Origin of the sequence: Shewanella spartinae (assembly GCF_019457555.1) — a bacterium.
In the GTDB taxonomy this organism is placed as follows: domain Bacteria; phylum Pseudomonadota; class Gammaproteobacteria; order Enterobacterales; family Shewanellaceae; genus Shewanella; species Shewanella loihica.
In genome coordinates, this window is the sequence record NZ_CP080418.1 from 3,563,083 (window position 1) to 3,582,299 (window position 19,217).

Sequence of the window (19,217 nt, forward strand, 5' to 3'; positions counted from 1 at the left end):
ACTAGTTATTCTACAATCAAAAAACCTAACACAGTTATCGAACGTTTTAACGAGCTAGGATGATCAGCTATTTACTCGGATAGGTAAAACATACACTGTCACAAAAATGGCATCCAAATGGATGCCATTTTTATTTACACTCATTACTCACCTAAAGATAAGCGAGGAAAAGGATGATCACTCTATATGGAACCCCAAGAAGCCGCGCCCTGCGCGTCTCCTGGCTACTGGAAGAATTAGCTATCGACTGGCAATTTCATTTCATCAACTTTGCCAAAGGCGACAACCGCAGCGAGGCCTTTCTGGCCATGAACCCTTGCGGCAAGGTGCCCGTCATAAAGGACGATGACCTGGTGCTCACCGAATCTGCCGCCATCTGCCAATATCTGGCGGAAAAATATGGTCAGGGACAGTTTCTGCCCACACCCGGTACACCTGGGGCCGCCCATTACCACCAGTGGATGAGTTACATCATCTGCGAACTGGAGCAGCCCCTGTGGACCATGGGCAAGCATAAGTTCGCCCTACCCGAGGAGCAGCGCCTGCCAGCCATACTGCCTACAGCCGTGTGGGAATTCGACAAGGCCGCCGCCATCGCCGAACAGTGGCTGCCGGACAGCGACTACCTGTTAGGAAATGTCCCGACTGTGGCTGACATCATGCTGGCCCATACCCTGATGTGGGCGACGGTATTTGAGCAGCAGATCCCGCCTAAACTCGCCGCCTTCAGAGACAGGATGAAGACACGCCCGGCTCTAATCCGCGCGCTGGAAAAAACCGAAGCCGTCGCCGCCCAAGCGGCAGAGTAGTTAGGCGTAAAAGGTTTAGCAGCATAATGTCTAACGCTATAGAGATTATGCTGCCATCTATAGCCATGAGGCCTTACTGAATAGCCTAACGCTTTGCTATTTGAAGCAAACGATTATCAGGCAGATGGGCAATCTGGCACCTTGGAGAGATCCAAACTGATCTCGTCAAACCTAGAGCTTATCTTCAAGATATGCTCATCCAGGCTCACCTCATACTCCCCCATCCAGTCCAAGGTTTGAATCGGCGCCAATCGATACCGCCACAGGGGCAGATCGCACTGCATCCAAACCCTGTGATAGGCCTTACCCATGGCGCCGGGATCTACGGTCTGCACCCAGATGGCGTAATCTTCATAGCGCTTAAACTGACTCTGCTCATTGGCTGGCGCACTAAACACTAGGCTCATAAACAGACCCAGCACCAAGAAGATTAGCTGCACGGCCCCCAGCAGATAACTCAGCCCCATAACAATGGTTAAGGGCCAACTGCCTTTGACGACCTGTGCAAATTGACGACGAAAACGCTCCAACAGCGACAATCCAAACAGTAGGGCAATCAGCTTGATCAGCAGGGTCACAGGTTGCGCCTTAGCCATAAAGCTAGGATCAATCCAGTAGGCGCCAAACAGGCCGGGTAACAGGCTCTCAATCAGCGGGAGATAGATAAGCGCTGCGATGGCAATGAAGAGTGAAGTAGGCTGGCGAGGGCTGGCGGCTTGGTACATATCCTTGTCCAAATTGAGTTAACCTTTAAGTAACATCTGCACAAGATAGCATTGAGCTCGTTGAAGCAACACAGTTTAAAGATGAAAGATAATTAAAAAGCCCCGCTTTAACGAGCGGGGCTTTTTATCGAATCAGGGGCTAACTCACAGCTGAGTGGCAGCCCACTTGGCGCGGCTCTCGCGGCTCTCTTTCAGGCCTTCCTTCTCGCGATAAGCCTTGTAAGCCTCGACATCCAGCGGCACCAGGGTGACCTCGACTTCCAGCACCAGCTTACACTCTTTCTTGATGCGCCAGGCCGCCGTGTTGTACAGCTCGGTCAGCGGCAGCGAACTTAAGAACTCGGGGTTGTACTGGGTGTAGATGGCCTGTGTCGGGTAGACCACGAAGCTCAGGCGGCGCTTAGGCTCCTTCTTAAACAGCTCCTCGATGCCGTCACAGGTGTTGAGCACCTGCATCTCTATGGTCTCATCCAGTTCCAGCAGCTTCTTAGCCGCCAGACCCGACACCTCGGCCTCACCCGCTTCCCAGGCCAGTACGTCGGCTTCACTGCACTTGCTCAGCTCGCCCACTTGGGCGGCACTCAGGCCGAGTGAGTGACGCAGGTATTTAATTTCTATTGCATTTAATTCAGCTGTCTTTGCCATCTTGATATCCAAATTTGAGTTAATCTTGTCACGCGCCTAGGCGGGGAGCCAAACCTCTTCGACCCATTGCCAGAACGACTCCCAGCTCTCCTCGGCCAGCTCGCCCTCTTGCCACAGCATCACCTGACCTTCCTGATCGATACAGTAAAAGTCATCACCCTGCTGACAGATGGCGATATATTCCCTCGGCATGCCGATAGACCAGGCATAGGAGGTCACCTCAGGCAGATAGGTATGGGCATAGGGATCGGCTGCGGTCACGGGCTCTAAGGTGCCGTGAATCACGTCGCTGGCGTAGAGGAGATACTCTTTCAGCTCAGCGGGTAAGGGGATCAGGATCTGCTCTTCCACTTCGACCAGTTGATCGAAGCTGGGCAGCTCCAGAGGAACGGGAACTGTCTCGCTCAGTTCCCTGAGTTGCTCGATAAGATCGTGCATTGTCGTCTGCTCTAAATGGGCTAATGGCCGCAAGTATAATCGCTTTAAGCCCAGATTGTTAATCCAATTTATCGCAGACGCTGCACCTCAATGAGATTAGGCCGCGGCGGCTAACAGCTCGGCGCTGTCCAGCCTTTTATAGTAGAGCCACGCCTTGTGGTACTGCTTGTGGGAGGACTGACGCAGATGGGTTATCTGTGCCAGCTCCAGCTGGCTCAAGTCGCGAGACTGGGCCATGGCGCGGGCCTCGATGGCCTGGATCTGCTCGTAGGCCTTATGCTCCTCACCGCTCTTGATCTCGGCGATGGCCTTGAGGTGCAGCTGCACCTCGGCGATCATGCCGGTTTGCGGTAACTGCACCAGCAGATTGAGATCGCGATAACCGGAAGCCTTAGGCTCGGCGAAACGGTTTTTCACCTGCAATACCTTGACCTGCTGCTGAAGATCCTCAAACGCCGTCATCAGCCCCTGAATGTCGTTAGCCACCAGGCTGGCTCTGGCAAGATCCGTGATGCGGCTGGCATCGCCGTCAAACTTGGCGGCAATCTTGGCCTTAGCACGCTCATAGCTTTTCACTTCGGGGATCAGCAGCTGGTAACTCTCTTGGGTATTTAGCCCCTCTAGCAGGCTAGTCAGCTCCTGCTGGGCGTTCTGGGCCTGGGCATAGAGGCTATCGAGGTCGTCGCTACTCTGGCGGATCAGGGCGGCGGAGCTACTGGCGATGGCGTGCAGACCATGCTGGTCTTTACTGAAGGACTGTTTCTGGGCGTAGCAACCAGATTCCTCTTTGGTGTCGATTAAGGCGTCGTAATTGGTCGCTAGGGCGCTACGGGTGGAGACAAGTAACAGGAAAATAAAAAAGGGTCTAAACAACTTATTCATAACCGTCCTCGGTAAAAGCGCAAACCTTATACCCTTAATCTAGCCAGGGTTCACTTAACCCTTGCTGAATGGATGATGAACAATTATTTATCATGAAACAGATATAAAAAAAGAGCGCCAAGGCGCTCTTTTTTATCGAGAAAACTCGAATTACCAGATCTTCACTCGCTGAGCGGGTTCGATGTACATGGCATCGCCCTGCTTAACGTCGAAGGTGGTGTAGAATTCAGGCATGTTAGACAGCGCGCCCAGGGCACGGAACTTAGCCGGTGAGTGTGGATCGGTCGCTACGCGGTTACGCATCGCCTCTTCCTTGATCTTGGCACGCCAGATCTGGCCAAAGCCGATGAAGAAACGCTCGTCGCCGGTCAGGCCGTCGATAACCGGTGCTTCCTTACCATTGAGTGACATCTTGTAAGCCTTGTAGGCGATGGTTACGCCTGACAGATCGCCGATGTTCTCACCCAGGGTCAGCTCACCGTTAACATTCAGATCGTCAAACACCGAGTAACCATTGTACTGATCTACCAGCGCCTTACCGCGAGCAGCAAACTCTTTCAGATCTTGCTCGGTCCACCAGTCGCGCATGTTGCCTTCGCCGTCGAACTTAGCGCCCTGATCGTCGAAGCCATGGCCCATCTCGTGACCGATCACCGCGCCGATACCACCATAGTTCACCGCGTCATCTGCCTCCATGTTGAAGAAAGGAGGTTGCAGAATCGCCGCCGGGAAGACGATCTCGTTCATGGTTGGGTTGTAGTAGGCGTTCACCGTCTGTGGTGTCATATGCCATTCCCACTTACGGATTGGCGCACCTAGCTTCTCAAGATCCTTCTCGTGGCTCAGCTCGCTGGCGCGCATGCTGTTACCTACCAGGTCATCGGCCTTGATGGTTAGCTTGTCATAGTTTTCCCAGCGATCTGGGTAACCAATCTTAGGATCGAACTTAGCCAGCTTGTCTTTAGCCGCAACTTTAGTGTCTGGGCTCATCCACTCCAGGCCGTCGATGCTTTCGCCATAGGCGCGACGTAGGTTTTCAACCAGCTCCTGCATGCGGTGCTTGGCTTCTGGCTTGAAGTGGCGCTTCACGTAAACCTTACCCACAACCTCACCCAGCAGGTTGTTTACCGTGCTCACGCCGCGCTTCCAGCGTGGCTGTTGCTCAGCCTGACCGTTGAGTGTCTTAGAGAAGAACTCGAAGTTCTCACGGTCAAGATCTGTGCTCAGATCGCCGGCGAAGTGAGTCAGCGTCTGCCAGGTCATGTAAGTCTTCCACACAGACAGATCGTTAGCCTTGAGCACTTCGTTGAAACCTTCGATGAAGCTTGGCTGGTTGACGATGATGTCGGCCTGCTTGTCAGCGCCCAGGGTCTTGAGATAACCGTTCCAGTTGATGTCCGGCGCCAGCTTAGGCAGATCGGCCACCTGATACAGGTTATAGGTCTTAGTGCTGTCGCGGGTCTCGACGACGTCCCAATGACGGCTGGCGATAGCGGTTTCCAGCGCCAGGATATGCTCGGCGCTCTCTTTCGCGTTTGGCAGACCAGCCAGGGTGAACATCTTCTCGATGTGGGCCACAAACGCCTTACGGATGTTGACGAAACGCTCGGCTTCGTTGAAGTAGTAATCCTTCTCAGGCAGGCTCAGACCGTATTGCCAGATGTGAGTGGCATAACGGCTAGAATCTTTAGAGTCGATGTCGATATAGAAGGCCAGCGGCGTGCCGCCACCAATCATCTGGCTATGGGCAAAGTATTCCACCAGCTGATCTTTATTCTCCAGAGCGGCGATCTTGTCCAGCTCACCCTGAATCGGCTTGATACCCAGCTTGTCTAGCTGCTCTGTGTCCATGAAAGAGCGATACAGGTCGGCAACCTTCTGCTCGTCGCTGCCCGCCTTCAGATTAGGGGTAGCCGCCACTTCTTCGATGATGGCTTTAACATCGTCACGTGACTTTTCACGCAGGTCATAGAAGGCGCCAGTGCTGGTGCGATCGCCTGGGATCTCTGTGTTCTTGATCCAGGTGCCGTTAACGTAGGCATAGAAATCATCTTGCGGACGTACCGACTTGTCGAAGTTAGCGAAATCGATACCCGAGGTCAGGGCTTGTTGTACCGCTACCGCGGTCTCTGTCTTGGCGGTTTCAGGGGCCTTAACTTCTGCCTGGTCGCTGTTGCAAGCGCTAAGACCAAGAATCAAAGAGGCGCAAACCCCTCCAACGAACACTTTTTTCATGTGAATTCCTTTTATGCTTAATTGTTTTTTGTTAGCAATGCGACTGTCATGGCGAAGCCAAAATGGTGCAAAAACTGCTTCAAGAGACCTATGTTAAAGGGATTAGGTCAATGTAAACAAGTTTATCTGCTGCCCTTGGGCGAATTTCTGGTCACTCATATGTAAGTAAAGATTTCCTCTTCATGGCGCTAACGCCCTATTACGCCTCAAGGTGGCGTATCACCCGCGCCGGATTGCCGCCCACTACCGTCTTAGGAGGGACATCTTTAGTCACCACGGTACCCGCCGCGACAACGGCCTCGTCGCCTATGGTTACGCCCGGTAAAATGATCGCCCCGCCGCCTATCCAAACCCGCTCACCGATATGGATAGCCTCGGCCCGCTCCCAGCCCTGACAGCGACGCGCCGCATCCAGCGGATGGTTGGCGGTATAGCACTGCACGTTTGGCCCTATCATGGTCTGGCGCCCTATGGTGATGGGAGCATTATCCTGTAAGGTGACATTGACGTTGATGAACACCTGAGGCGCGACATGCAGATTCTGCCCATAGCTGATATAGAGCGGCAGCTTAACCACAGCCTTGGCGTCCAGATGAGGCAGCAGCTCATTGTCCACTTCCCCGCGGCGGTTCATCTCGGTATTAGCCTGTTGCCGCGCCTGCCAACGGCTCTGCAGCTCGTCGTCGAGGCAGTTGTACTCCTGGCCGCTGACCATCTTGTCAAATTCACTCACTTCTTCCATCGCCTACCGGCTCCTTTCGAGGATGCATACTGTGTCTGAAATTTGCCATGCTAACACTTTTCAGGGCTAGCTCTGTTTCTCACTAATGCTTTTCGTGACGAGTTCTTTTTAATTGTCACTTTCCATTAATTCTCGGCGGCCTCATAATACCGCCCCAAAGTAGCATCCTTAGGGTAATCCAGTGCGTCTAGACAAATTTATCAGCGAATCCACCCAGCTCACCCGCTCTCTGGCCAAGAAGGCCCTGCACAGGGGCGAAGTGACCGTCGATGGTCAGGTCATCAAAGATGGCAGCTTCAAGCTGAATGAGAACCAGAAGGTCTGTCTGGACGGCGAGCCTATCTCGCTGATTGGGCCGCGTTTTATCATGTTGCACAAGCCGGTGGACACCCTCTGCTCCACCGTCGACGAGGTCTACCCTTCTGTGCTCAACCTGCTCGACTTGCCCCACAAAGAGGATCTGCATATCGCCGGACGCCTGGACGCAGATACCACGGGCCTGGTGCTGATCACCAGTGACGGCCAATGGTCCCACAGGGTCACCTCGCCGAAACGCGAATGCGGTAAGACCTATCTGGTACAGCTTGCCGATCCCCTCAAGGCCGAGTGGGTCGAACAATTTGCCACCGGGCTGGCGCTACGCAGCGAAGAGGGACTCACCAAACCGGCCAGGCTTGAGCTGCTGGGCAGCCACGAGGCGAGACTCACCATTACCGAAGGTAAGTATCATCAGGTGAAGCGGATGTTTGCCGCCGTCGGCAACAAGGTGGTGGGACTACACAGGGAATCTGTTGGCGAGATAGTGCTGGACGAGAGTCTGGCACCGGGTGAATGGCGCTACCTGACAGAGGCTGAGATAGCCTCGGTCAAGTAGCGCGCCGCAATCAGTTATCGACCGGCGATGACCGCCTTGATGCTGTTGAGCAGGGCGCGGTCGGTGCGCGCCTTCTTCAGCTTCTTCACACTTTCCTTGAGCGAGGCGTCCGCCAGGCGGGTGAAGATGTTGTTGTACTCCTTCTCCTCGATCGCCTCGTCGCTGTCGGCCAACTCGGCAATATCCTGAGCGACGCGGCTAAGTTGCAACCAAGAATTGGCGATATAGAAGCCGTGGAATTCGGCTTGGCCAATTAACCCCTTGGCGCTGGCAGGCAAGGCGTCCCAGGCAGCCGCGAACTTCTCCTCTTCATCGCTGAGCAGCTCATTGAACAGATTGGCATAGGCCTCCAGCAGATTCGCCGGCACCTTATCCATGGGGATCACTGTGTTGCATACATTCAGCGCCGCCTGCTCGGCGATCGCCTGATATTCTTGACTGGGTTTACTCATAAAACACTCTCGACACAAAGCGCCGCATTCATCGCGGCAGGTTCGCCTATCAAAACTTGCCAAATAGAGCCGACAAGCAGGCGCAGAATAAAGGCTGACGTTATACCCTAGTCTGACTGAAAAGCAAAATTGACACTTTTGTTATATAAAAGTTAAAAATAAACGCATAAAAAATATACTTTTTACTGTCAATAAACTGTCATCCGTATAATATAGTTACAAAAAAAGTGTTTATGCTATGGTTAAATGGTCACATAGCAAGGTTGGCAAAGCTAAAAATGACAAGAACAACAAAAGCAAAATCCTGGATAACTTCTCTGCTGCTGATCAGTCTTAGCCTCTCACTCTTAGGCCTCAGCCCATTGAGCCAAGCGCAAGAAGATAGCGCCGAAGAGATAGACGCCATTTTTAAAAAGTTCGACCAGGGCGAGTATAAAGATCAGCAGGCGATCAAAGAGGCGCTCGGCTACCTGACAGCCAATATTACAGCCGACGACATGGAGCGTTACCTCAAGCTGCAGACGGTACTTTGCTGGAACAACTACGACATCACCAAGCAGCAGGCGCTCAAAGATGCCATCGCCTTTGCCGACCTGAAACTGCTCACCGAAGGGGTCGCCGCCTCGGCGGAGGCCACCACAGATCTCAAGCTGTGCCGCGCCTTCATGCATCAATTACTTGGCAAGGTCGATATTGCCTTGGAGGAGTACAACAAGGTTGTCGCCGAAGCCTACCTGATAGAATCGCCACGGCTCATCGCCGACTCGCGCTCACTGCGCGGCGCTATCTACTCTTTCCAGGGTAACTTTGCCCAGGCGCTGGAGGATCTGATCACCGCCCAGCACCTCTATGAGTCCCTCAACCTGCAACACTGGGCTATCTACAACCTCACCGAGTTGGCCACCAGCTACCGCCGTTTCGGCGATCCTCAGACGGCAATAAAATATTATCGCAAGCTGGAGAAGGGCTTCGAAGATACCGGCGATAAAGATGGCGCCAACGCCATCAAGACGGAGATAGGCTTCGCCTTGGAGGAACTTGGCGAATATGAGGCCGCGCTAAAGAAGCACAAGGAAGCCTACCAATACTGGCGTGATACTCTGGGCGAGGAAGCCAGTGCCCACACGGCGGTGAATGTCGCCGGCGTGCTGATTCAGCTGCATCGTCAAGGGGAGGCCAAGCCCTACCTGGATGCGGCGCAGAAAAGCATCACCCCGGACCAAGGCGCCAGCTACAGCTTCATGCGTCTGTATCAGGCGCAATCTGCCCTCACCAATGGCCAGTATCAACAGGCGCTCGACTATATCGACATGGCCGAAGAGACCTTTAAGCAGATCAAGAACGCCCGCGGCCTGGAACAGCTGCACATGGTGCACAGCCAGATCTTCGTCGCCGAGAAAGACTGGAAACAGGCCTACGAGGCGCTGCTGAGCTACATACAGACCCATAAGTCGCTGGATGCCACCCAGCAGACCAACCGCACCACAGAGATGCGCACCCGCTTCAATACCGAGCAGATAGAGCGCGAGAACCAGCAGCTGATCGAACTGCAGAAGATCAAAGAGAACGAGCTGGTGATCCTCAAGCAGAACAAGTATCTGCAGCTGGCGGTGATCGTCCTGGGCTGTATCATAATGATCATTCTCTCCATCGTCGCCTACAAGCAGTCGCAGAAGTCCAAGCTGCTCTCAATCCTAGCGTTGACGGATCACCTGACCCAGCTGCCCAATAGGCGCTACACCTACTCTAAGGGTGAGGGTTACTTCAAGTCTAAGGATGAGGGGCACCAACCCCTGTCGATCATACTGTTCGATGCCGACCACTTTAAGAAGGTCAACGATAAGTATGGCCATGACATAGGCGACAAGGTGCTCATCGCCCTGGCCAACATCAGCAACGGACTGATGCGCAAACAGGATCTGGTGGGTCGAGTTGGCGGTGAAGAGTTTTTGGTGATCTTACCCGGCACCACGGCCGAGCAGGCGCTCAATGTGGCGCAGCGCCTAGTGACCACAGTAGAGAGCAGCAACTTCGATGACGTCTACATGAACTTCAAGCTCACCATCAGTGCCGGTATCGCCTGCACTGACGGCGACAAGAGCTTCGAGCATCTGCTAAAACGCGCCGACGATGCCCTCTACCGCGCCAAGTCATCGGGTCGTAACTGCGCCATATTAGATACCTAATATTCTGAAAAGCAAAACGAAAGCGAGATCGCGATTCAGGCTAATAGCGCCCAATCGCTGTATCCTTAGTCGCCGTGTTTAAGCAGCTCGACACGGCTCGGGGGATTTAGCTTGGGAAACCAAGCATGATAGAGGCGGGCCATCTCACCCGAGGCCTGTAACTTAACCAAAGCCCCATACCAGCGACTCACCCGCTCAGGGTCGGTCCCCTTAGAGAAGGCCAGGTAGAGGTCTATCTGCGCCAGTTCCAGTACGGGATGCACCTCATCCAGCCCCATATTCACCTCGGCCAACAGACGCTCCACCGCCAGATCCGCCTGACACCAGAAACGTATCCTGTCATGCTGTAGCTGGCGCGCCGACTGCTGTGGAAAGCTGGCCACCGTCAGGTGCTCGACCCCTTGCCGCATCAGGATAGATTCTCCAAGGGAGCCGCGATAGACGCCGACGCTCCCCAAAACGTCCAGTTCAGCCACCGAGGCGGGGGTCACCCTGTCATCGGCCTTGGCATAGATAGAGATACTTGTGGTGGCTATGGGACCGACGAAATCGAAATCCCTGCTGCGCTGCTCATTAAGGGAGGTGGCAAACAGCAGCACGTTGGCCTGACCCTCCGCGATGGCAAAGGCGCGGGCCCAGGGCAGCACCTCGATATTGGCCTCCTCACCGAGCTCCTTAGCAAGACGCTGCACCAGGCTGACGCCATAGCCCATGGGAAGCCCCTGCTCCTGATAGCTCATGGGCGCCCACTCTTCGGTGAGCATGCGCAACGATGCCGCCCCGACAGGCCGGGATGACAAGACCAGCGACATGCCGATCAGTGATAAGCCCGTCAGTAATAGGCCGGCCAGTGATATGAGCCGCACGCTACGCCAGATCAAATAGTTCTCCCGGAAATGAGGCCAACGCCTGTTATTGATTATCGTCTAAGATGGACAGGCTTTCCCTAAGCCATGAATGCTAAGCGCTTTCCAAACTTGCTTTGTTCAACATAAATAGCGCCCAACCAAATTGCAATAGGCACTAGCTGAGGCAAGACCAGACACTCTCTCCTCTCTATTGCTCTCCGATCTTTACCTATCTCATTACCTGCCCCCTCTCTATGTATCAGGCAGTCCCCAAGCCGGCTTAAGTTTTCTCCTCCCACGCAAAACTGGTATCATGACGCCACTGTTTACCATAGCCTCTCACTCTTAACCCAAGTATGCCAGACCAAAGCCCCCTCTCGCCCCAAGCGTTACAGCAGCTCGCCCTCAAGATTAAAACCTGGGGCAAGGCATTAGGCTTTGCGCAAATCGGCATCTGCGACACGGATCTTCGCGCCGAAGAGCCCAAGTTTCAGGCCTGGCTCGATAAGGGCTATCACGGTGAGATGGGCTATATGGAGAGCCACGGCATGATGCGCACGCGCCCACAGGAGCTGCATCCGGGCACGGTGCGAGTCATCTCGGCGCGTATGGATTACCTGCCGCCGGAGGCGGGTTTCGCCACCCATCTCAAGAACCCCAACCTGGCCTATATCTCACGTTATGCCGGTGGTCGTGACTATCACAAGATGATCCGCAACCGCCTGAAAAAGCTGGGACAACAGATTGAAGCCGAGCTGGAAACCTTAGGGCTCGAGCGCCCCAACTATCGCCCCTTTGTGGATTCGGCCCCCATCCTGGAGCGCCCCCTGGCCGACAAGGCCGGACTCGGCTGGACCGGCAAACATAGCCTGCTGCTCAATCACGAGGCCGGTAGCTGGTTCTTCCTAGGTGAACTCCTGATCGACCTGCCACTGCCGGTAGACATTCCGGTGCAGGCCGACTGCAACACCTGCGTCGCCTGCATCAAGTCCTGCCCCACCAACGCCATCGTCGAGCCCTATGTGGTGGACGGCAGACGCTGCATCTCCTATCTCACCATAGAGCTTCAAGGGGCGATCCCCGAAGAGTTCAGGCCACTGATGGGCAACCGCATCTATGGCTGTGACGACTGTCAGCTGGTCTGCCCGGTCAATGGCGAGGCGCCGCTCACCCAGGAGAGCGACTTCCACACTAGAGATCCGCTAAAACATCCCAAGCTGCTCACCCTCTTCGCCTGGAACGAGGCAGAGTTTCTTAAGTTTACCGAGGGAAGCGCCATCCGCCGCATCGGCCACAAGCGTTGGCTGCGCAACATAGCGGTCGCGCTGGGCAATGCACCGGCATCGCAGGAGATCATCGCCGCCCTCGAAGCACGCAGGGAAAGCGATGAGGTAGATGAGATGGTGCGCGAGCATATCGACTGGGCACTGACGCGCCAGAGGCTTGGCGACTATCAGGCCAACCGTAAGACACAGCGGGTGATCCGCACCGTCGAGAAGGGACTCCCCAGAGACGCCTAGGCCATTGAGCTAAAGGTACTCGCCAAACGTCTCAGAGGAGATATTAATACCAATCACGGTGAGTAAGTGATCAGAAATAACGCTGGAAAAACCTTCGAGAACAAGGCAGCATTTTTAGATAAGTAGTTATTCTACAATCAAAAATGATAACACAGTTATCGGACGTTCTAACAAGCTAGAGTGATCAGTTATTTACTACGATTGGTAACACTAGTCTAAGGTAAAGCCCACCTTGACCGTCACCTGCCAGTGGGCGATCAGCCCAGCCTCCAGGTGTCCCCGGGTCTCGACCACCTGAAACCACCTCAGATGATGCAGCGACTGACTGGCCGATGCGATGGCATTCTTAATCGCCTCGTCCGAACTGATGGGCGAGGAACCAACGAGTTCGATGATCTTGTAGGTATGACTCATGGCGGATCTCCTGTTGCAAATCGGCTACCCACTTGAGTATAGAAGAAATAATGCCTTTCCCTATTTCCGAAAAAAGAAACCACCTCTAGGGTGGTTTCTTATTGCATAGGCTTGCCTTGAACATCACTAAGGCATGACGATGTTAAACCAGAAGTTAAAGTCGTCTAACATCCCGAGGAACGAGGTAAACAGGGCCTTATCGCCAGTTAGCTTCACCTCGCCGCTGGCAATCGCATCATCGAAGCTCAGCTCCTTCAATTGAATGCTGTTCATGGTCTTCATGCTCATAGTCAGCTTAACATCGGGTTGATCCACCTTACGTTTGCTGTGATGCAACACCGCATTCTCAACGGTGAGGGTATAGAGGCTGTCGAGATCCGAAAAGGCGATCTCTATGTCAAACTGCTTTCCTTCCGCCTTGGCGGCATCTAGCCTCACCGCCAGATAGTCAAACAACATCTCGGGGGTCATGGCTCGAATCGTGTCGGGCGTGGCCGTTTGTGTTCCACCGGCCGCCGGGACACCATTTCTCAGCTCATATGCCCCTTGCAGGTAAACTGAGCGCCACGGGCCAGATTCAGCCTGATACCCAAGCTGCTCTAACGCGTCGGCTAACAACTCTTTAGCGTCGATGCTTTTGGGGTTGGCAAACACGGCATGCTTCATCACCTCTGCTACCCAACGGTATTCCCCCTCATCAAAGGAGGCTCTTGCCTTACGGATGACCTCAGCCTCGCCCCCCATAAACTGCACATACTTCTTAGCGACGGCTTCTGGCGGCAGATTGTTAAGGTTAGCCGGATTGCCGTTATACCATCCCATATAACGCTGATAGACGGCGCGACTGTTGTGACGCAAGGTACCGTAGTAGCCACGGGTAGACCAACTCTGTTCCAGCTCTTTTGGCAGTGAGATCATCTCCGAGATCTCTTCCCCTGTGAAACCTTGGTTCATCAGGCGCACAGATTGGTCATGGGTAAACTTATAGATATCTCGTTGTTTCTTGAAGTAGGGAATAATCTTGTCATTGCCCCACATTGGCCAATGGTGACTCTGAAACTTCACCTCAGCCTGATCTCCCCAGAGGTCAATAGTCTCATCCAGAAAACTCGACCAAATGAGTGCATCCCTCACCTGCGCGCCTCGCAGGGTTAAGATGTTGTGCATGGTATTTGTGGTGTTCTCGGCCATCCACAGAGCCTTAGCTTGAGGAAACCAGGTGTTCATCTCCGCAGGCGCCTCACTGCCCGGCGTCAATTGAAATACCATATCAATGCCATCTATGGTCAACTTTTCGCCTGTCTTGGTGATCTCATGGGTGGGTAGCAAAAGTCCGGCCAATCCTGTGGATACCGTCATCCCCAGGCCGCCATTTACGCCGCCCTTGGCATTACGAGGCAAGAGTGCGCCATACATATAGACGGCGCGCCGTCCCATGGCGTTGCCCGCAATCACATTCTCCGATACCGCATGCTCGGTAAAATGCTCGGGGGCTATGATGGCCACCTTGCCCGACTCAACCCCATCCAAGCTAACCAGCCCTGTAGCACCGCCATAGTGATCGATATGGCTATGGCTATAAACAACCGCCACCACGGGACGCGTACCGACTTCCTGGTTGATAAAATCGAGAGCCGCCTTGGCGGTCTCAGGTGAAATGAGCGGATCAAAGACAATCCAGCCCTTATCCCCCTTGATGAAAGTGATATTGGTAAGATCGAAGCCACGGATCTGATAGATCCCCTCTGTCACCTGATATAGACCGTGGTGCATTCCAAGCTGGGCATTGCGCCATAGGCTGGGGTTGACCGTATCTGGTGCTGGCTTATCGTCTGCAATATAGGTTTTATACTGCTCAAGGTCCCAAACAACATTACCCTTAGCGTCTTTAATGGTGACGACATCAGGCTTTGCCATAAAGCCCCGCTTGGCATTTTCAAAGTCTTGTTTATCTTGGAATGGCAATTCTTTGAGAACCGCAGCATTGGCCTTCTGGGTATGGGGCGTCGCAGGCTTGGCCTGGGTTGCAGCCAGCGACGGCAGTGCAATAACGAGTGAAGCTACCGCAACAACGAAATTAAGATGGCGCATAGAAACTCCTTTCTAAAGCATGATGAACGATCTACTTCCCTTTCCTGACTATTGAAGTTAGCCACAGAGTTCAGTAATCGCCACTCAGATGCCCCTTAAAAGGAGGAATAAGCGAATAATTTACATTTAGGTTGAAGTCTCAGAGGCGCTCGCGAGCCGCGCCAGCAGCTTGTCAGCCACCCGAAAGGCGTTGGCATAGATGGTCAGAGTCGGGGTGACACTGCCGCCGTTCGGCATAAAGGCGCCGTCGGTCACATACAGGTTGTCACAGTCGTGGACTTGGCAGTCTGGATTCAGCACCGAGGTCTTTGGATCCTTACCGAACCGGCAGCCACCTGCCACCAAATTAGCGGTCGGGTCGCTAAACACATTACCCCACACCTCGTCGGCGCCCATCGCCTTCATCACCTCCACACCCCGGTCGACCAGATACTGAGCCACCTTAAGATCGTGGGGATGAAATCCGGCGCGCACCCTGGCGACCGGCTGGCCCCATTTGTCTCGCTCCTCATCGTCCAGAGTGACATAACAATCGTCATTGGTCAGCCAGTCACAGAAGACCTCGAACTTAAAGTCCCGTGACTGGGTAAAGTGTGCCTTAAGTTTCTGCTTGAGCGGCGTGCCCCAAAGCAGGTTGCCCTGCTGCCACTTGAGCGCGTTCGCCTCACTGGTGGGCGATGGCGGGTCAAACACGAAGTCTAAGGTGCCCCCCTTCACCGGCTTATCGAACGCCGTCTTGTCGTCGATCAGATACCAGTCCTGCAGGGCGCGGTTAAAGAAGGGACCACGCTGCTTGAGCCCCCTGGCCGTATCCGCTGGTAGCCTATCGAGCTTAAACACCCCATGGCCCGTGCCGCCGGCGCAGCAGTGCAGGTTCTTACCCAGCTGATCGAAGCGATTGCCTATCCCCTTGGGATGTTTCTCGCCGGGGCTGGCCAGCAACAGGCGGGCACTCTCTATGGCGTAGCAGGCGACCACAAAGATCTTGGCCACAATGCGCCGGCTTTGACCACTGGCATCGAAATAGTCGGCAGAGCTCACTCTTCCCTCGGCATCGGTATTGAGGCGATACACCTTGGCCCGGGTGATGATGCGGCAATTGCCGCTGGCCACCGCTTCATTGAGCAGCGCTGCCCGCGAACTGCCCTTGGCGCCGGAGTGGCAGCCATAGCTGCCGCAGTAGCCGGAATACTCGCAGCTCAGACGCTGCTTGAAGGGGCGAGACAGAATCGCCCGTGCCATGGGCAGAGGATGCAGCCTAAGCGTCTCACAGGCCTTGTCGAAGCGCGCCGCAATGGAGTGCTCGGCGGTTGGCGGAAAGGGAAAATCAGGGGTGGATCTCGGCTCTAGCTGTGGATGCTTCACCACCCGGCCGCTGACGCCGACAATCTGCTCCACCTTGGCATAATAAGGTTCGAGCTCCTCATAACTGATGGGCCAGTCCACCGTGTTGGCGCCGGGGATAGCCCCAAACGTGGAGGCGAGGCGAAAGTCGCTCGGTTTCAAACGATGAAAATAGCCACTCATGAAGTTGGAGGCGCCGCCGACGATATTGCCGCCCCAAAACTGCGCCGTGGTCTCCCTGCGCCAGCCGCCCTCGCCGTCGGGAAGCTCGAGCACATGGCGCTCCTCATCGAACTGAGAGCGAAACACCCTATGGCGCGGCAACTGCTCATCTTTAACGAAATCCTGCTCGGTATACCAGTCGCCCTTCTCGAGCACGGCGACGGCAATCCCCGCCTTGGCCAGCTCATAGGCGATGGGGCCGGCGCCCGCGCCGCTGCCGACGATACACACCTCAAACTGTTGCGGCGCCTGCGCCTCACTCTTAGCTGCTAATCCCATTAAATATTCCTGTAAAAACTGACCCATAGTCTCTATTTAAAAATCCAAATAGCTCTTACCCGGCACGGGCCGTGGAAAGCCTGGCTGATGTTCGAGCCAACGCCAGCCAATCTCATCTGGGTTACCGCCGTAGAGTGGATCTAACATCAATGCCTCAATCAGGTAATAGAGCAGCAGGGAGAGCCAGTTTTCACCTGCGCGGCTCTTGGCGATCGCTTTTAGCAGTGCCTCCTGCTCATCCCAGCTCAGCACCAGGAAGCTGCGTCCTGTCTGGGTATCGGCCCAATCTTCCAACCAGGCCGCCCCCTGCAAGATGAACTGCCTGTCCTCATCGGTGCGATTGTCTGGATCTTCCATGGCCCATAGCAGATAGCGATAGGCGTTCAGATCCTTGGCCGAAGGGCCATCACCATCGTCGGGAAACAGGTGCAGCTGCACGCTCTCTATGACGGCGCGGTTGATCACGTCGAAATCTTTGGGTCGTGTGGTGAGAGAGAAGCCTTCGTCGCCAGCAAGACTTAACTCAGGCTTCGCCGCCAGCAGCAGGCCCAGGGCGCCGCTGCGCACAAGAAAGTCGCGCCGGGTCAGGCCGCTTTCGAAGGCATATTGTTTAGTTGCTTCGCGCTTACTCCTCGCCAACTGAATCTCCCCTTTGCTCACTAGATCTGTCTGTTTGATTGCCCATGACATAAGTCAGAGCGCCTTACATAAGACCCTGATTATCGCCAAATTGATTCAATTGAGTGTGAATTTTTCGGCGCGCCGGGTCAACACTCACATAGGGTATCGAGAGACCATGACAGAAGGGGAATAACAAAAGACAGCGAGGCGGCGACCCGCCACAAAAGCACCTAGACTAAAGACAACAGCCGCGTAGCAAGCCTAAGGAGCTCCCATGGTTAACCCCGTCATCGCCGATAACAAGCCCAAAAAAATCGAGCTAACCAAAGGAAAGGAATACTATTTCTGTGTCTGCGGCCGCTCAAACAGCCAGCCCTTCTGCGATGGTTCCCACAAGGGAACGGGATTTAGCCCCAAGGCCTTTACCGCCGAGCGAAGCGGCGAGGCCTACCTGTGCGCCTGTAAACACACGGGCAACGCCCCCTACTGCGACGGCACTCACAAACAGTTTAGCGCCGAACAGGTGGGCAAGAAGGGCCCGGGCCGCGAGGCGATCGCCACAGATAGCGATCAGGCACCCAAGGCGGTCGTCACCAAAGAGGAGCCCGGCGTCGAGTTGATCCATCAGCTCGCTAGAGATGGACTCAAGACACTCGGCCATCATGGTCCCATGGTCGCCATGGGGGTGCCCAGATATCAGCTGCCCAGCTGGGATGAGATTCAGATCATGACGGCCCAGATGGCCAGCAAGCCCCTGTTCGAGGAGGAAGCGGTCGATACCGAGCTTGTCATAGGCCCTGAGGCGCGAAAGCCCCTGAGGCTGAAGATCCCCCTGCTGGTGTCGGACATGAGCTTCGGCGCCCTGTCGGAAGAGGCCAAGGTCGCCCTGGCCAAGGGGGCCGAACTCGCGGGTACCGGCATCTGCTCCGGCGAGGGCGGCATGTTACCCGAGGAACAGGCGGCTAACTCGCGCTACTTCTACGAGCTAGCCAGCGCCCAGTTTGGCTATCAGGAAGCCTTGATGGCCAAGATACAGGCGTTTCACTTCAAGGGCGGCCAGGGCGCCAAGACAGGCACAGGCGGACATCTACCGGGCAGCAAGAACCAGGGCAAGATAGCCCAGATCCGCGGCATTCCAGCGGGCCAAGATGCCATCTCGCCGCCCAGGTTTAGGGATCTCAACTCGGTGGCCGACTTTAAACGCTTCGCCGATAGGGTACGTGAACTCAGCGGCGGCGTGCCTATCGGTTTTAAGCTCAGCGCCAACCATATCGAGCGGGACATTCAGTTTGCACTCGATGCCAGCGCCGATTACATCATACTCGACGGCCGTGGCGGCGGCACAGGCGCTGCGCCGCAGATCTTTCGCGACCACATCAGCGTGCCCACCATCCCCGCCCTGGCTCGCGCCCGCCGCTACCTGGATCAGCAAGGTGCCAGCGGCCGGGTGACGCTCATCATCACAGGTGGCCTGAGGCTCCCCATGGACTTCGTCAAGGCGATGGCGCTAGGCGCCGACGGCGTTGCCCTGGCCAACAGTGCCATGCAGGCGATCGGCTGCGTCGCCGCCCGCATCTGCAACACCAACAACTGCCCCGCCGGTATCGCCACTCAGAATGCCGACTTGCGCCAACGCCTCAACATCGACAAGTCGGCGCAGCAGCTGGCCAACTTTCTGGGCGCCTCCACCGAGCTGATGCAGGTTATGGCCAGGGCCTGTGGCCATCATCGTCTGCAGGACTTTACCCTGGACGATCTCGCCACCTGGCACAGCGAAATGGCAAGGCTCTCCGGCATCTCCTACGCAGGCGTGACGCCGATTTAACGTGACAGGTTACACTCACCTGCCCGCCTCCCCCAGCAGTCCCCTTCGCGGGCGGGCGCTCAAAT

17 protein-coding genes are annotated in these 19,217 nt (G+C 55.1%); 5 read left to right on the forward strand and 12 right to left on the reverse strand.

What is annotated here, in order from left to right; all coding sequences use genetic code 11:
* Positions 1 to 173: 173 nt before the first annotated feature.
* Positions 174 to 809: a glutathione S-transferase family protein gene (locus K0I31_RS15490; RefSeq protein WP_220078938.1), complete on the forward strand. Its 636-nt coding sequence runs from the start codon at positions 174 to 176 to the stop codon at positions 807 to 809.
* A gap of 116 nt (positions 810 to 925) precedes the next feature.
* On the opposite strand, the gene K0I31_RS15495 is transcribed toward K0I31_RS15490, so the two are convergent.
* The 6 genes from K0I31_RS15495 to K0I31_RS15520 all read right to left on the reverse strand — a co-directional run bounded on the left by K0I31_RS15495 (position 926) and on the right by K0I31_RS15520 (position 6,476).
* Positions 926 to 1,546 (reverse strand): hypothetical protein, encoded by a 621-nt coding sequence (locus K0I31_RS15495; RefSeq protein WP_220078939.1) that lies wholly within the window; start codon positions 1,544 to 1,546, stop codon positions 926 to 928.
* Positions 1,547 to 1,678: 132 nt separating this feature from the next.
* Positions 1,679 to 2,179 (reverse strand): DUF4447 family protein, encoded by a 501-nt coding sequence (locus K0I31_RS15500; RefSeq protein ID WP_220072112.1) that lies wholly within the window; start codon positions 2,177 to 2,179, stop codon positions 1,679 to 1,681.
* A 36-nt stretch (positions 2,180 to 2,215) separates the two neighbouring features.
* Positions 2,216 to 2,617, reverse strand: coding sequence for an SMI1/KNR4 family protein (locus K0I31_RS15505; protein ID WP_220078940.1), 402 nt, complete (start codon positions 2,615 to 2,617; stop codon positions 2,216 to 2,218).
* A gap of 96 nt (positions 2,618 to 2,713) precedes the next feature.
* Complete coding sequence (locus K0I31_RS15510) at positions 2,714 to 3,499, reverse strand: RelA/SpoT domain-containing protein (protein WP_220078941.1); 786 nt, start codon at positions 3,497 to 3,499, stop codon at positions 2,714 to 2,716.
* A 150-nt stretch (positions 3,500 to 3,649) separates the two neighbouring features.
* Complete coding sequence (locus tag K0I31_RS15515; RefSeq protein WP_220078942.1) at positions 3,650 to 5,734, reverse strand: M13 family metallopeptidase; 2,085 nt, start codon at positions 5,732 to 5,734, stop codon at positions 3,650 to 3,652.
* A 199-nt stretch (positions 5,735 to 5,933) separates the two neighbouring features.
* Entirely contained in the window at positions 5,934 to 6,476 is a 543-nt protein-coding gene (locus tag K0I31_RS15520; protein ID WP_434086902.1) for a sugar O-acetyltransferase, read from the reverse strand.
* 181 nt (positions 6,477 to 6,657) lie between these two features.
* Between K0I31_RS15520 and rsuA the strand changes: the two genes are divergently transcribed.
* Entirely contained in the window at positions 6,658 to 7,350 is a 693-nt protein-coding gene (gene rsuA, locus K0I31_RS15525) for a 16S rRNA pseudouridine(516) synthase RsuA (protein WP_220078943.1), read from the forward strand.
* Between the two features lie 14 nt (positions 7,351 to 7,364).
* Here the strand turns inward: rsuA and K0I31_RS15530 are convergent, their stop codons facing one another.
* On the reverse strand, positions 7,365 to 7,802 hold the full coding sequence (locus K0I31_RS15530) for a DUF3069 domain-containing protein (protein WP_220078944.1): 438 nt from the start codon (positions 7,800 to 7,802) through the stop codon (positions 7,365 to 7,367).
* Between the two features lie 362 nt (positions 7,803 to 8,164).
* Here K0I31_RS15530 and K0I31_RS15535 point away from each other — a divergent pair, with 362 nt between their 5' ends.
* The gene (locus tag K0I31_RS15535) at positions 8,165 to 9,988 is read left to right on the forward strand and encodes a diguanylate cyclase (protein WP_258406116.1); all 1,824 of its coding nucleotides are present in this window, start codon (positions 8,165 to 8,167) and stop codon (positions 9,986 to 9,988) included.
* A gap of 65 nt (positions 9,989 to 10,053) precedes the next feature.
* On the opposite strand, the gene K0I31_RS15540 is transcribed toward K0I31_RS15535, so the two are convergent.
* Positions 10,054 to 10,854 (reverse strand): substrate-binding periplasmic protein, encoded by an 801-nt coding sequence (locus K0I31_RS15540; protein ID WP_258406519.1) that lies wholly within the window; start codon positions 10,852 to 10,854, stop codon positions 10,054 to 10,056.
* Between the two features lie 338 nt (positions 10,855 to 11,192).
* On the opposite strand from K0I31_RS15540, the gene queG reads away from it, so the two are divergent.
* Positions 11,193 to 12,356, forward strand: coding sequence for a tRNA epoxyqueuosine(34) reductase QueG (gene queG / locus K0I31_RS15545; protein ID WP_220078945.1), 1,164 nt, complete (start codon positions 11,193 to 11,195; stop codon positions 12,354 to 12,356).
* A gap of 210 nt (positions 12,357 to 12,566) precedes the next feature.
* Here the strand turns inward: queG and K0I31_RS15550 are convergent, their stop codons facing one another.
* From K0I31_RS15550 to K0I31_RS15565, 4 genes are all read right to left on the reverse strand, one after another.
* On the reverse strand, positions 12,567 to 12,770 hold the full coding sequence (locus K0I31_RS15550; RefSeq protein WP_011866777.1) for a dodecin: 204 nt from the start codon (positions 12,768 to 12,770) through the stop codon (positions 12,567 to 12,569).
* Positions 12,771 to 12,896: 126 nt separating this feature from the next.
* The gene (locus tag K0I31_RS15555) at positions 12,897 to 14,861 is read right to left on the reverse strand and encodes an alkyl/aryl-sulfatase (protein WP_220078946.1); all 1,965 of its coding nucleotides are present in this window, start codon (positions 14,859 to 14,861) and stop codon (positions 12,897 to 12,899) included.
* 126 nt (positions 14,862 to 14,987) lie between these two features.
* A complete protein-coding gene (locus K0I31_RS15560; protein WP_220078947.1) occupies positions 14,988 to 16,706 on the reverse strand; it encodes a GMC family oxidoreductase in 1,719 nt (572 codons plus the stop codon).
* Between the two features lie 36 nt (positions 16,707 to 16,742).
* Positions 16,743 to 17,396 (reverse strand): gluconate 2-dehydrogenase subunit 3 family protein, encoded by a 654-nt coding sequence (locus K0I31_RS15565; protein ID WP_220078948.1) that lies wholly within the window; start codon positions 17,394 to 17,396, stop codon positions 16,743 to 16,745.
* 205 nt (positions 17,397 to 17,601) lie between these two features.
* Here K0I31_RS15565 and K0I31_RS15570 point away from each other — a divergent pair, with 205 nt between their 5' ends.
* Positions 17,602 to 19,152 (forward strand): glutamate synthase-related protein, encoded by a 1,551-nt coding sequence (locus K0I31_RS15570; RefSeq protein WP_220078949.1) that lies wholly within the window; start codon positions 17,602 to 17,604, stop codon positions 19,150 to 19,152.
* Positions 19,153 to 19,217: the final 65 nt, after the last annotated feature.